This window comes from Streptomyces endocoffeicus (genome assembly GCF_016741935.1).
Classification (GTDB): Bacteria; Actinomycetota; Actinomycetes; order Streptomycetales; family Streptomycetaceae; genus Streptomyces; species Streptomyces endocoffeicus.
In genome coordinates, this window is record NZ_JAERRG010000017.1 from 19336 (window position 1) to 31576 (window position 12241).

Consider the following 12241-nt stretch of genomic DNA (forward strand, 5'->3'; position numbering starts at 1 on the left):
GCTTCTGGGGTCAAAAAGGGCGGCACGTATCCCACACGGTCGACTACGAAGCGTGACGGGATACGGTCATTCGGCCGTCTCGGTTAGCCAGTCCCCCCGCCCCGCAGTAGGGTGTCGGCCTTGGGGCGGACTGCCATGGCGAGCCATGTGAAGCACTGAGGGGCTGGAAGACGTGAAGTTGCGCGACCTGGTGTACGGGCTCTACGCACGCCGGGTGGAAGGCCGCCTCGATCACGCCCAGGTGCCCAAGCACATCGGAGTCATCCTCGACGGCAACCGCCGCTGGGCCCGCGCGGCCGGCGGCACCGCCGAGCAGGGCCACAAGGCGGGCGCCAGCAAGATCCAGGAGCTGCTCGGCTGGTGCAGCGAGACGGACGTCGAGGTCGTCACGCTCTGGCTGCTCTCCACCGACAACCTGGACCGCCCCGAGGAGGAGCTGGTACCGCTCCTGAGCATCATCGAGGGCGCGGTCCGCGACCTGGCCGCCGACGGCCGCTGGCGGGTGCACCACGTCGGCAACCGCGATCTGCTGCCCTCCCGCACCCAGACGGTCCTCAAGGAGGCCGAGCGGGACACCGAGCACATCGACGGAATACTGGTCAACGTGGCCGTCGGCTACGGCGGACGGCAGGAGATCGCCGACGCGGTGCGGTCGCTGCTGATGGACCACGCCACCAAGGGCACCTCCTTCGAGGAGCTCGCCGAGGTCGTCGACATCGACCTTATCTCCGAACACCTGTACACCCGTGGGCAGCCCGATCCGGACCTGGTGATCCGCACCAGCGGTGAGCAGCGGCTCTCCGGCTTCATGCTGTGGCAGAGTGCCCATTCGGAGTACTACTTCTGTGAAGTTTTCTGGCCCGCCTTCCGCAAGGTCGACTTCCTCCGCGCGCTGCGCGACTACGCCGCCCGTCATCGCAGGTACGGCAACTAGTTCCCGTTAGTAGCACCGCAGTTCACCGGCCCGGGGCCGGACGCCGGCCGGCGTCCGGCCCCGGGCCGTGTAGCACGCTGGTTTCACAACGTTCATATCCGCGCCGTCATATGCCGTTGCATGCCCCCGCACGTTCGAGGGAATATCCCTTCCAGGTCGACGCCCTGTCCCACCTGTCCAGTTGGGTGTCGAACTGCCAGCGGACGGCATCGGGCCGTTCGCCCGGGAGGCCCTTTGCACACGGACGACTGTGCGGATCGTGCGTATGACGCGGAGGGCCGGCGCTCGGCCCTCCCAGTGGGGCCTGAGCCCGGTCCGTTCCCCGTCTGCGGCGGGGAATACCTCACTCCCGCGACGCCGTCGCACCCCAACCTCTCCCGAGGGGGTTCGTCCACCCGTGGTGACCAGCAAGAAACGCCGCGAGCACGACCGGCGCACCTATGTCCTCGACACCAGCGTCCTGCTGGCCGACCCCAATGCCATGGCCCGCTTCGACGAGCACGAAGTCGTGCTGCCGGTCGTGGTGGTCACGGAACTGGAGGCCAAGCGGCACCACCCGGAACTCGGGTACTTCGCACGGCAGGCGCTGCGCCTGCTGGACGAGTACCGCGTCCGCTACGGCCGTCTGGACGCTCCGATCCCCATCGGGGAACTGGGCGGCACCCTGCGTGTCGAGCTCAACCACTCCGACCCGGGCATCCTCCCCGCCGCCTTCCTGAACCACGGCGGCAAGGTGGGGGACAACGACTCGCGGATCCTCGCGGTCGCCAGAAACTTGCAGGCCGAGGGGTACGACGTCACCGTCGTGTCCAAGGACCTGCCGCTGCGCATCAAGGCGTCCTCGGTGGGCCTGCTCGCCGAGGAGTACCGCGCGGAGCTGGCGATAACCGACTCGGGCTGGACCGGGATGGCGGAGCTCGCCGTCTCGGCCGAACAGGTGGACGACCTGTTCGCCGCCGAGACGGCGTATGTCCCCGAGGCGGCCGGGCTGCCCGTGCACACGGGCCTGGTGCTCCAGTCCGAGCGCGGTAACGCGCTGGGCCGGGTCACCCCGGATGGCCAGGTGCGGCTGGTGCGCGGCGACCGCGAGGCGTTCGGCATCCACGGGCGCAGCGCGGAGCAGCGCATCGCCCTGGACCTGCTGCTCGACCCGGAGGTCGGCATCATCTCGATGGGCGGCCGGGCCGGTACCGGCAAGTCGGCGCTGGCGCTGTGCGCCGGTCTCGAGGCCGTGCTGGAGCGGCGTCAGCACCGCAAGGTGATGATCTTCCGCCCGCTGTACGCGGTGGGCGGCCAGGAGTTGGGCTATCTGCCCGGCACCGAGGCCGAGAAGATGAGCCCTTGGGCACAGGCGGTCTTCGACACCCTGTCCGCGGTGACCAGCGCCGAGGTGATCGAGGAGGTCGTAGGGCGCGGGATGCTGGAGGTGATGCCGCTGACGCACATCCGCGGCCGCTCGCTCCATGACGCCTTCGTCATCGTCGACGAGGCCCAGTCGCTGGAGCGGAACGTGCTGCTCACCGTTCTGTCCCGGATCGGCGCCAACTCCCGGGTGGTGCTCACCCACGATGTGGCGCAGCGGGACAACCTCCGCGTCGGGCGGTACGACGGTGTGGTGGCGGTCGTCGAGAAGCTGAAGGGGCATCCGCTGTTCGCGCATGTCACCCTGACCCGCTCCGAGCGTTCGCCGATCGCGGCGCTGGTGACCGAAATGCTGGAGGACGGCCACATCTGAGCCGGTTGAGTCGTTTGCGGCCATAGGGCGCCGCGCGGAAAGGCCAACGAGCTTAGCCGCGCGGCGTCTTGGCGCGCGGAGGTTTCCGGAAATCCTAGGGCGTAAACAGGATGTGAGCTTTCACACCTGGCGGGGAATTGCCGAGGGGGCTCCACGTCCGGCAGTGTGTGGGTTCTGTCAGGCCCCGCATACGGCACACCAGTACCCCCAGCGGTACCGAGCACCAGCAGTATCAGAACTAAACAGCGTTCGCCGTATGCCGCCCGAGCACCTCGAGGATTTCCCGCGGGGGATCCCCACCGGGCCCGTGCCTCCCGTGACCAGTCGACCCCATCGCACCACCGGGGACGGAACAAGGGGAGGACAGCGTCAGGGGCACGATTGCGCCCGCGAGGTCACCTAAGCGGGCGATGCTGGAAGGACACCGAGTGAGCCGGATTTCGGTCCGGGGATTCGCAGTGGCTTCGGCCACCGCGGTCACCACTGTGGGCGCCGTCGTCGGCGTCGCCGCGGGCGGACAGCAGCAGCAGGGCTCGTCCGACCCGATCGAGGCGACCGCCGCCGATTCGACGCTCCTTGCGGACATACCTGCTGGGCAGCAGGCCGTCGCGCAGACCGCATCCCTGACGCAGCAGGCGGACGTCCAGTCCACCGCGGCCGACGCGGAGGCGCGCAAGTCCGCCGAGGAGTCGGCCCGCAAGCAGGCAGCCAAGGACGCGAAGGCCAAGAAGGCCGCCGCGGACAAGGCAGCCGCCGAGAAGCTGGCCAAGGAGCGCGAAGCCAAGAAGGAGAAGAAGGAGGAGGTCGCGAGCCGTTCGGCGTCGCGTGACGCCTCCAGCTTCCCCCAGCAGGCTTCGTACACCATCTCCGAGGTCCAGGCGATGGCCCGGCAGATCGTGCCGAGTGGCCAGTTCCAGTGCTTCAGCAACATCGTGGACCACGAGTCCACCTGGAACTACAAGGCCAGCAACCCCTCGTCGGGTGCCTACGGTCTGGTGCAGGCGCTGCCGGCCGGCAAGATGGCCTCGGCGGGCGCCGACTGGCAGACCAACCCGGCCACCCAGATCAAGTGGGGCCTGAACTACATGAACGAGCGCTACGGCAGCCCCTGTGACGCTTGGTCGTTCTGGCAGGCCAACGGCCACTACTGAGCCGGTTCCACCGGGCAACACCCGGTAGCCGCCCAGTATCGAACGCTTCACGAAACCCCCGGCTCAGGTCGGGGGTTTCGCGCATCCTCGGCAGGTAACGTCTCCTTGACGACCGAGGGGGAAACTGGGGGGTAGGAAACGAGAAATGTCCAAATTGCCGCAGTGGGTCGGCAGGCTGGGAACCGGACTTACCCGGCTCGCCCACCGGCTCGAATCCCAACAGGCCGAGATGCGGGGGCGCGAGGGCGACGGCGGCACCGGCCCGCGCAAGCCACCGGGGCCCGGACCGGGGCCCGAACGGGGATCTGAACGGAAATCTGAACGGGGATCTGAACCGAGGCCCGGACCGGGGCCCGGACCGTCTGAAGAACGCCCGCGGGGCGGCGCCGAGCGCGCCGAGGGTCCCGAGGGTCGGAAGGGCCCGGAAAGCGCCGAAAGCCCGGAGAGCCCGGAGAGCCCGGAAAGCCCCGGGACCCCCGAGGGCGAGGCCGCCCGGCCGGAGCAGCCGGCCAGCGTGCCCGCCCCGCCCGCCTACGCCCCCGCCGTCTCCGCCAGACCCGATCCGGTGGCCGCCGTGCCCTGGGGTGTCCGCGTGGCCGCCGAGGCGGCCTGGCGGCTGCTGGTGCTCGGCGGCACGGTGTGGGTGCTCATGCGGGTCATCAGCTCCGTCCAGCTGGTGGTGCTGTCCTTCACCGTCGCGATCCTCATCACCGCGCTGCTGGAGCCCACCGTGACCCGGCTGCGCCGGCGCGGTGTGCCGCGCGGGCTGGCCACCGCGCTCACCTTCATCGCCGGCTTCGTTGTCATGGGCCTGGTCGTGTGGTTCGTGGTCTGGCAGGTCATGGAGAACGTCGACGAGGTCTCGGGCGAGGTCCAGGCCGGTATCGACGATCTGCGGCGCTGGCTGCTGCACAGCCCGTTCCATGTGACCGAGAAGCAGATCAACCATGTGGCCAAGAGCCTGCGCGAGGCGGTCGGTGCCAACACTGAGCAGATCACCTCGGCGGGGCTCGAGGGCGTCACGGTCGTCGTCGAGGTGCTGACGGGCATCCTGCTGACGATGTTCTCCACGCTCTTCCTGCTGTACGACGGCCCGAAGATCTGGAACTGGACCCTCAAGCTGGTCCCCGCCCAGGCCCGTGAGGGCGTGGCGGGCGCGGGTCCGCGCGCCTGGTCGACGCTGACCGCCTATGTACGCGGCACGGTGATCGTGGCGCTGATCGACGCGATCTTCATCGGCGTGGGTCTGTTCTTCCTCGATGTACCGATGGCCGTGCCACTGGCCGTCTTCATCTTCCTCTTCGCCTTCATCCCGCTGGTGGGTGCGGTGGTCTCCGGCGCGCTCGCGGTGGTCGTGGCGCTGGTCACCCAGGGCGTGTTCACGGGGGCGATGGTGCTGATCGTGGTGCTGGCCGTCCAGCAGATCGAGGGCCATGTGCTCCAGCCGTTCATCCTCGGCCGGGCGGTGCGGGTCCATCCGCTGGCCGTGGTGCTCTCGGTCGCGGCCGGTTCGCTGATCGGCGGCATCGGCGGCGCGGTGGTGGCCGTTCCGCTGGTGGCGGTCGCCAACACGGTCGTCGTCTACCTGCGCGGCTACAGCCAGGAGAACGCCCTGCGCGCCGTCCCGGGCCCGCACGGCGCCACCGCCTCCGACGTGGCGCCCACCGCCCCGCCGGGCCCGCCGCCCGGGGAGGGCGGAGCGCGATAGGGCCGATGGCCGAACGCCGAAGGGCGCCCACCGATCGGTGGGCGCCCTTCGGGTTGCTACGTGTCCGAACGTGACCGAGGTCAGCCGTTGGCGGCCAGGACGCCCTCGGCATCCAGGGTGGCGCCGACCGCCTGCAGCACAGAGGCGATCTTGAAGGCTTCCTGGATCGTCTCGCGGTCCACGCCCGCCTTGCGGAGCACCTGCTCATGCGAGTCGAGGCACATTCCGCAGCCGTTGACCGCGGACACGGCCAGCGACCACAGCTCGAAGTCGACCTTCTCCACACCCGGGTTGCCGATGACGTTCATCCGCAGCCCCGCGCGCAGGTTGCCGTACTCCGGGTCGGACAGCAGATGCCGGGTCCGGTAGAAGACGTTGTTCATCGCCATGATGGCGGCCGCCGACTTGGCGGCGGTGTACGCCTCCGGCGAGAGGTTGGCCTTGGCCTCCGGCTCCAGCTCGGTCAGCACGCGCGCCGAACGCGACGCGATCGCGCAGGCCAGCACGGTGCCCCACAGCTGCTGCGGCGGAAGCTCCGAGTTGCCGATCACCGAACCGAGGTTCAGCTTGAGGTCCTTGGCGTAGTCCGGCAGCGCGGACTTCAGCTCATCGAGTGCCATGGCGAATCAGCTCACTCTCCGGAGAGGAGGGCCACCGGGTCCAGGGTGTCCTCGCCCTTGCTCCAGTTGCAGGGGCACAGCTCGTCGGTCTGCAGGGCGTCCAGCACCCGCAGGACCTCCTTGGGGTTACGGCCCACGGAACCGGCCGTCACCATGGTGAACTGGATCTCGTTGTTCTGGTCCACGATGAACACGGCGCGCTGCGCGAAGCCGTCCTCGCCCTCGACGCCGCAGTCGCGCATCAGCTCGTGCTTGGAGTCGGCCAGCATCGGGAACGGCAGGTCACGCAGGTCGGCGTGGTCCTTGCGCCAGGCGTGGTGGACGAACTCGGAGTCGCCGGAGACACCGAGGATCTGCGTGTCACGGTCGGCGAACTCGTCGTTCAGCTTGCCGAAGGCCGCGATCTCGGTCGGGCACACGAAGGTGAAGTCCTTGGGCCAGAAGAACACCACGCGCCACTTGCCCTCGTAGGACTTGTGGTCGATCTGCTCGAACTCCTTGCCGCTCTCCAGCGACACGCAGGCGGTCAGGTCGTACTGGGGGAACTTGTCACCGACGGTGAGCACGGACACTCCTTGCAGCTTTTACGTAGGAAGGACCCGGTCGTCCGGGTTTTCCTGGGGTTGGACGGTCTTACCTTGGCACAGAGTGCATTGATCAGTGAAATAGCTACACTCGGTGGGGTTGATTGGAGGTGGCTATCAGTGGCCGCATCACCCACCCCGTCCGGCAAACCGCGCCAGCCGAGCATTTCCCAGCTCAGGGCCTTTGTCGCGGTCGCGGAGCAGCTGCACTTCCGCGATGCCGCGGCCGCCATCGGGATGAGTCAGCCCGCGCTCTCGGGCGCCGTCGCGGCGCTCGAGGAGACACTCGGTGTCCAGTTGCTCGAGCGTACGACGCGCAAGGTGCTGCTCAGTCCGGCGGGGGAGCGGCTGGCGGTCCGTGCACGCTCCGTGCTCGAAGCGGTCGGGGAGTTGCTGGAGGAGGCCGAGGCGGCGCGGGCGCCGTTCACCGGTGTGCTGCGGCTCGGGGTGATCCCGACCGTGGCGCCGTATCTGCTGCCGACCGTGCTGCGGCTGGTGCATGAGCGCTACCCCCGGCTCGATCTCCAGGTGCACGAGGAGCAGACCGCCTCGCTGCTGGACGGGCTGGCCCATGGACGTCTGGATCTGCTGCTGCTCGCGGTGCCGCTCGGCGCTCCCGGGGTGGTCGAAATCCCGCTGTTCGACGAGGACTTCGTCCTGGTCACACCCCGGGACCACTGGCTGGGCGGGCGCGATGACATCCCCCGCGAGGCGCTCAAGGAGCTGGATCTGCTGCTACTCGACGAGGGCCACTGCCTGCGCGACCAGGCGCTGGACATCTGCCGTGAGGCGGGCCGCACCGAGGGCGCCCCGGTGACCACCAGCGCCGCCGGGCTCTCCACCCTGGTGCAGCTGGTCGCGGGCGGGCTCGGGGTGACGCTGCTGCCGCGTACCGCGCTCCGGGTGGAGACCGCGCGCAACGACCACCTGGCCACCGGCGACTTCGCCGATCCGGCGCCCGCCCGCCGGATCGCCCTGGCCATGCGGGCGGGCGCGGCACGCACGGAGGAGTTCGAGGCGTTCGCGGAGGCGCTGCGGGAGGCGCTGCGTCCGCTGCCGGTGCGGATCGCCCGGGGGTGAGCGTCAGGGGCGCCCGGTGGCCAGGACCGCCTCCACGTCCAAGGTGACCTCGGCGCCGATCGACTCTGGGAGCGTGATGTCCTCGCCCGGGGCGTAGACACGGTGGGTGTCGTATCCGCCTTCGACGGGGTCGGTCAGCACATGGACCCGACCGTGCTTGCGGTTGACGATCACATAGACCGGAATCTCGGCCTCCGCATATGCGGTGACCTTGTTCCGCAGATCGTTGTTGAAGTTACTGGACGTCACCTCCAGCACCAGCCGGAAGGACATCGGGTCATAGCAGTTGTTCTCGATCAGGTGCTCGTGGACGTCGGCGTCGACCACCGCCAGGTCCGGGATGGCATAGTCCTCGGGGCCGGTGGGCAGCCACAGGCCGATCCCCTGGACAACCTTGGTCTCCTTGCTATGCAGCCCCGCTTCCATCAAGGGGATCATGATGTCGGTGAGCGCCATCCCATGCGGCGCATCTGGCGGTGGGGCCACGGTGATTACTCCCCCGATGATCTCGACTCGGTAGCCCGGGTGCTGCTCCATGAGCTTGTTGGCTTCCTCGAGTAGAGGCAGCGGCTCGGGGCGGTGGGGCCCCTCGACTGCGGCAGCAGACATGGCTGGTCTCCCGGTGGTTGATGTCGAGAACGTCATCGTAGGCCCGAATGTGGATGTGTGTCCGTCTGTCGGGAATCACCCATACGGGTGGCATGATCGCCGAAAACCCGGTGCCGGGGACCGTTTCCGCAGGTGGGAATGGTCCCCGGCACCGGGAGGGGGCGGCCGGGTCTACTCCGTCCGCAGACCCCCCGGCCGCATCATCCGCCACAGCGGCGGCAGGCTGACCAGGGTCACCAGCAGGATGACCCCGCCGCCGATGCCGGTCATGGTGGCGAGCCCGGTCCAGTCCACGGCCAGCGGCTGGCCGACCATCTTCAGCAGCATCACGCCCAGCGCCAGCCCGCCCGCGATCGACAGCGCCAGACCCAGCACCACCGGGACCGCGGTCTGCCACAGCACGGACCAGCTGAGGGTGGTGCGCCGGGTGCCGAAGGCGACCAGGACGGACAGCAGCCGTTTGCGCTCGCGGAGCTGCTCCAGGGTGGTCACGATCATGCTGGCCCCGATGAGCAGCAGGGTCGCGGTGGCGCCGATGAACAGGGCCTTGCGGATGACCGTGAACTCATCCGACTGCGCGGTGCTGCTGAGCCGCATGACATCCATCGCCGGGGAGAGCGCCACGCTGGTGTTGCGTACGTACTCGACCCCGTCCGGGACCTTCGGGTCCAGCCGGATCATGGCCGACGCCCCGGGGTCCGGCAGGTCGGCGATGTCGAAGGCGCCGGGGGTGGCGAAGATGCCGGTGCGTTCGCTGCCGACCGGGTCCTTCCGGGGCTTCACCTTCGTGGCCGAGTCGGGGATCGTCCACAGCTTCTTCTTGCGCAGGTCCGGCGTACCGTCGTCGCGGTAGGCGAGGTTGACCTTGGCGCCCGGTTTGGCGAAGCCCTCACCTTCCCCGTAGTAGCTGGGCGAATCGACGAGGAAGACCTCGCCGTTCTTGCAGCTGGTGATGCGGACCAGCTCGCGGAGCGTGGGGCAGTCGGCGACCGTGATGGCCTCTTCCGGGACCGACGTCGGGTCGTCCTTGCTGTGGCGCACATCGGAGATGTAGTCCTCGGTGACACCGAGGAGATCCTTCACGCCCTTGGTCGCGCGGTACCGGGCGAAGGCGTCGTGGGCCTGGGCGCCGTTGCTCACCGGGACGTTCGCGATCAGCTGGGCGCGGTGCGGGTCCTGGCCGGTGTCCTCGCGGTCCTGGGCCTCCACGCTGGCGAAGAGCATCTGGAGCGCGAGGGCTCCGGCGACGGCGACCGTGATGCCGCTGACCGCGCGCGAGGCGGTGCCGCTGCTGAGCTGGAGTCGGCGGGTGGCGAGCTGCCAGGGCACCGAGCCCCTGCCGCCGAACCGTTCCACCACGGCCTCGACGACCCAGGGCAGCAGCGCGGTGATACCGATGAGCAGCAGGACGGCACCGGCCGCGGCCTGGTACGCCTTCGTATTGCTGCCGCTGCCGCCGCCGGCCCCGAAGCCGCCGGCGAGCGGCAGCAGCAGGGCCATGCCCAGGAGCGGCAGCAGCAGCCGCCACCACAGACGCCGGCGCTTGGGCTTGGCGTTCCGGACGACGCCCAGCGGCTCGATGGCGATACCGCGCAGGGCGATCAGGGTGACCATGACGGCCGAGGCGGGCACGGCCGCCGCGATCACCAGGGCGAGCGGGGCGCTCGGCACGATGTCGGAGGCGAAGAAGCTGATGCCCCAGATGTCGACGCCGCTGGCCAACTCCCGCCCCAGCAGGAACAGCCCGGTGCCGACGGCGAGCCCCAAGAGCGAGCCGAAGAGCGACTCACCGGCGGCGATCCGCCGGGTCATATGGATGTCGGCGCCGACCAGCCGCAGCGCGGCCAGCCTCCGGTCGCGCCGCTCACCGCCGAAGCGGGCGGCGGTGGCGATGAAGATGAGCACCGGCAGCAGCAGCACCACACAGCCCACGATGATCAGCAGCAGCAGCGCGGGGTCGAGGGGCTTGTCCTCGCCCTTCTTCTCCGAGCCCCAGTGGTCGATGTGGTACTGAGACCTGACGTTGTCGAACGCCTTCTGGGAGATCCCCGCGTAGTAGGTGAATTCGGTCGGGCCGGTCAGGCCGCTGTCGCCGATCACCCCGATGGTGCGGTAGGGGAAGCGGTCCCGGAGCAGCTTGCCCTCGTCGGAGTCGAGCAGCTTCTTGAGCGCCGGGGACACCCACATCTCACCGGCGGCCGGTATCCGGTCGATGCCCGGCGGCACGGGCGGGGTGCCCTTGCCGTCGGGGGCCATGACCATGCCCGTGATGTCCTGGTCGCGATAGTCGGTGCCCGCGTTGGCGAGTTGGAGCGTATCGGGGCCGGGCTTCACCTTGGCGTTCCCGAAGCTGAGCGCGGAGCGGGCGTCGCCCCGCTCATTGCGCTGCTGGTACATGGTGGGGACGGCGGAGGCCAGCAGCAACAGCGCCACCCCCAGGCCGACGCCCACCGCCGTCATGATCGTCCTGGCCCAGCTCTCCCGGCCGCCGGTGACCGCGAACCGGCCGCCCATGGCCAGATCGGCGGCCCAGCGGGCGATGGAGACGCGGGAGCGGGACTCCTTCGCCGGGGCGTCCTGGCCGCTCATCGGACCCCTGCCATATCGCGGGCCTTGCCGTCGCGGACGACGACCTCGCGGTCGGAGTAGGCGGCGACCCGGGCCTCGTGGGTGACCAGCACCACGGCGGTACGGGACTCCCGGGCGGCCTCGGTCAGCAGCTCCATCACCCGCTCCCCGTTGAGCGAGTCCAGCGCACCGGTCGGCTCGTCGGCGAACAGCACCCGCGGCCCGGTGACCAGCGACCGGGCGACGGCGACCCGCTGCCCCTGACCGCCGGAGACCTCACCGGGCCGCTTGTGCGCCACATCGGCGACCTCGAGCCGCTCCATCCAGGCCGACGCCCGGGTCTCGGCCTCCTTGCGCTTGGTGCCGTTCAGCCGCAGCGGCAGCGCGACGTTCTCCACACAGCTCAACTCGGGGACGAGCTGGCCGAACTGGAAGACGAAGCCGAACTCACCGCGGCGCAGACCGCTGCGCTCGGCGTCCGACATGGCGGTCAGCTCGCGCCCGTTGTAGTGGACGGAGCCGGAGTCCGGCTTCACGATCCCGGCCAGGCAGTGGAGCAGCGTCGACTTGCCCGAGCCGGAGGGGCCCATGACGGCGACGACCTCGCCGGGGTGGATGGAGAAGTCCGCACTGTCCAGGGCGGGGGTGTGACCGTACGTCTTGTGCAGGGACGTGGCGATCAGCAAGGAGCCTGCCGGGGTCATGAACGCACCGCCTTGGCGAGTTGGCCGAGGCGGGCGGCGGTGAGCTCCAGCCAGCGCAGATCGGCCTCGAGATGGAAGAGGGCGTGGTCGCAGATGAGTTGGTCGCTGAGGTCGCCGCCGCGCTTGCGCTGGGTCAGATCGCGCATCAGCCGCAGATGTTCGGCGCGCTGGACGTCGAGGAGATCGGCCGCGTCGCGCCCGGTGAGCAGGGCGATGACGACCTTGGTGTAGAGGACCGACTGGAGGTACGGCTCGGGCTTCTCGGGCTGGACGAGCCAGTCCTCCACATCGGTGATGCCCGCGTCGGTGATGGCGTAGCGCTTGCGCTCCGGGCCACCGCCGTGCTCGATGCCGTCGACCTCCACCAGGCCGTTCTTCAGGAGCCTGGACATGGTCGAGTAGACCTGCCCGTAGTGCAGCGGGCGGTCGTGTCCAAATCTTTCGTCGAAGGCTCGCTTGAGGTCATAACCGTGGCGCGGGCCGCCCTCGAGGAGTCCGAGCAGGGTGTGGCCAATTGACATGCCCAGCACTCTACACCATGCGTATAC

Annotated in this window: 11 protein-coding genes; 5 read left to right on the top strand and 6 right to left on the bottom strand. The window is 69.4% G+C overall.

The window, feature by feature from the left end:
• The first annotated feature begins 172 nt into the window (after positions 1-172).
• The 4 genes from JK364_RS33740 to JK364_RS33755 all read left to right on the top strand — a co-directional run bounded on the left by JK364_RS33740 (position 173) and on the right by JK364_RS33755 (position 5528).
• Complete coding sequence (locus JK364_RS33740) at positions 173-934, top strand: isoprenyl transferase (protein WP_201855162.1); 762 nt, start codon at positions 173-175, stop codon at positions 932-934.
• Positions 935-1331: 397 nt separating this feature from the next.
• Positions 1332-2669: an RNA 5'-3' helicase PhoH2 gene (gene phoH2 / locus JK364_RS33745; RefSeq protein WP_201855163.1), complete on the top strand. Its 1338-nt coding sequence runs from the start codon at positions 1332-1334 to the stop codon at positions 2667-2669.
• A 428-nt stretch (positions 2670-3097) separates the two neighbouring features.
• Positions 3098-3820: an aggregation-promoting factor C-terminal-like domain-containing protein gene (locus JK364_RS33750; protein ID WP_504942168.1), complete on the top strand. Its 723-nt coding sequence runs from the start codon at positions 3098-3100 to the stop codon at positions 3818-3820.
• A gap of 145 nt (positions 3821-3965) precedes the next feature.
• The gene (locus JK364_RS33755) at positions 3966-5528 is read left to right on the top strand and encodes an AI-2E family transporter (protein WP_201855165.1); all 1563 of its coding nucleotides are present in this window, start codon (positions 3966-3968) and stop codon (positions 5526-5528) included.
• A gap of 80 nt (positions 5529-5608) precedes the next feature.
• Here JK364_RS33755 and JK364_RS33760 read toward each other — a convergent pair whose 3' ends face one another.
• Both JK364_RS33760 and JK364_RS33765 read right to left on the bottom strand, forming a co-directional pair.
• Positions 5609-6148, bottom strand: coding sequence for an alkyl hydroperoxide reductase (locus JK364_RS33760; protein ID WP_201855166.1), 540 nt, complete (start codon positions 6146-6148; stop codon positions 5609-5611).
• Positions 6149-6159: 11 nt separating this feature from the next.
• Entirely contained in the window at positions 6160-6714 is a 555-nt protein-coding gene (locus JK364_RS33765) for a peroxiredoxin (protein ID WP_201855167.1), read from the bottom strand.
• Positions 6715-6852: 138 nt separating this feature from the next.
• Between JK364_RS33765 and JK364_RS33770 the strand changes: the two genes are divergently transcribed.
• Positions 6853-7812, top strand: coding sequence for a hydrogen peroxide-inducible genes activator (locus JK364_RS33770; RefSeq protein ID WP_201855168.1), 960 nt, complete (start codon positions 6853-6855; stop codon positions 7810-7812).
• A 3-nt stretch (positions 7813-7815) separates the two neighbouring features.
• Here JK364_RS33770 and JK364_RS33775 read toward each other — a convergent pair whose 3' ends face one another.
• The 4 genes from JK364_RS33775 to JK364_RS33790 form a co-directional block, all read right to left on the bottom strand.
• Positions 7816-8421: a Uma2 family endonuclease gene (locus tag JK364_RS33775; protein ID WP_201855169.1), complete on the bottom strand. Its 606-nt coding sequence runs from the start codon at positions 8419-8421 to the stop codon at positions 7816-7818.
• A gap of 171 nt (positions 8422-8592) precedes the next feature.
• Positions 8593-11010 carry an ABC transporter permease gene (locus JK364_RS33780; RefSeq protein ID WP_201855170.1) on the bottom strand — a complete coding sequence of 806 codons (2418 nt, stop codon included), beginning with the start codon at positions 11008-11010 and terminating at the stop codon, positions 8593-8595.
• Positions 11007-11693: an ABC transporter ATP-binding protein gene (locus tag JK364_RS33785; RefSeq protein ID WP_201855171.1), complete on the bottom strand. Its 687-nt coding sequence runs from the start codon at positions 11691-11693 to the stop codon at positions 11007-11009. The genes JK364_RS33780 and JK364_RS33785 overlap by 4 nt, the downstream gene beginning before the upstream one ends.
• Positions 11690-12214: a PadR family transcriptional regulator gene (locus JK364_RS33790; RefSeq protein ID WP_201855172.1), complete on the bottom strand. Its 525-nt coding sequence runs from the start codon at positions 12212-12214 to the stop codon at positions 11690-11692. The genes JK364_RS33785 and JK364_RS33790 overlap by 4 nt, the downstream gene beginning before the upstream one ends.
• Between the last annotated feature and the right edge of the window lie 27 nt (positions 12215-12241).

What these genes read in the sequence shown, in the direction of transcription:
- JK364_RS33755 (WP_201855165.1), top strand. Translation starts at nt 3,966, where the DNA reads ATGTCCAAATTGCCGCAGTGGGTCGGCAGGCTGGGAACCGGACTTACC.
- JK364_RS33760 (WP_201855166.1), bottom strand. Translation starts at nt 6,148, where the DNA reads ATGGCACTCGATGAGCTGAAGTCCGCGCTGCCGGACTACGCCAAGGAC.
- JK364_RS33775 (WP_201855169.1), bottom strand. Translation starts at nt 8,421, where the DNA reads ATGTCTGCTGCCGCAGTCGAGGGGCCCCACCGCCCCGAGCCGCTGCCT.
- JK364_RS33780 (WP_201855170.1), bottom strand. Translation starts at nt 11,010, where the DNA reads ATGAGCGGCCAGGACGCCCCGGCGAAGGAGTCCCGCTCCCGCGTCTCC.
- JK364_RS33785 (WP_201855171.1), bottom strand. Translation starts at nt 11,693, where the DNA reads ATGACCCCGGCAGGCTCCTTGCTGATCGCCACGTCCCTGCACAAGACG.
- JK364_RS33790 (WP_201855172.1), bottom strand. Translation starts at nt 12,214, where the DNA reads ATGTCAATTGGCCACACCCTGCTCGGACTCCTCGAGGGCGGCCCGCGC.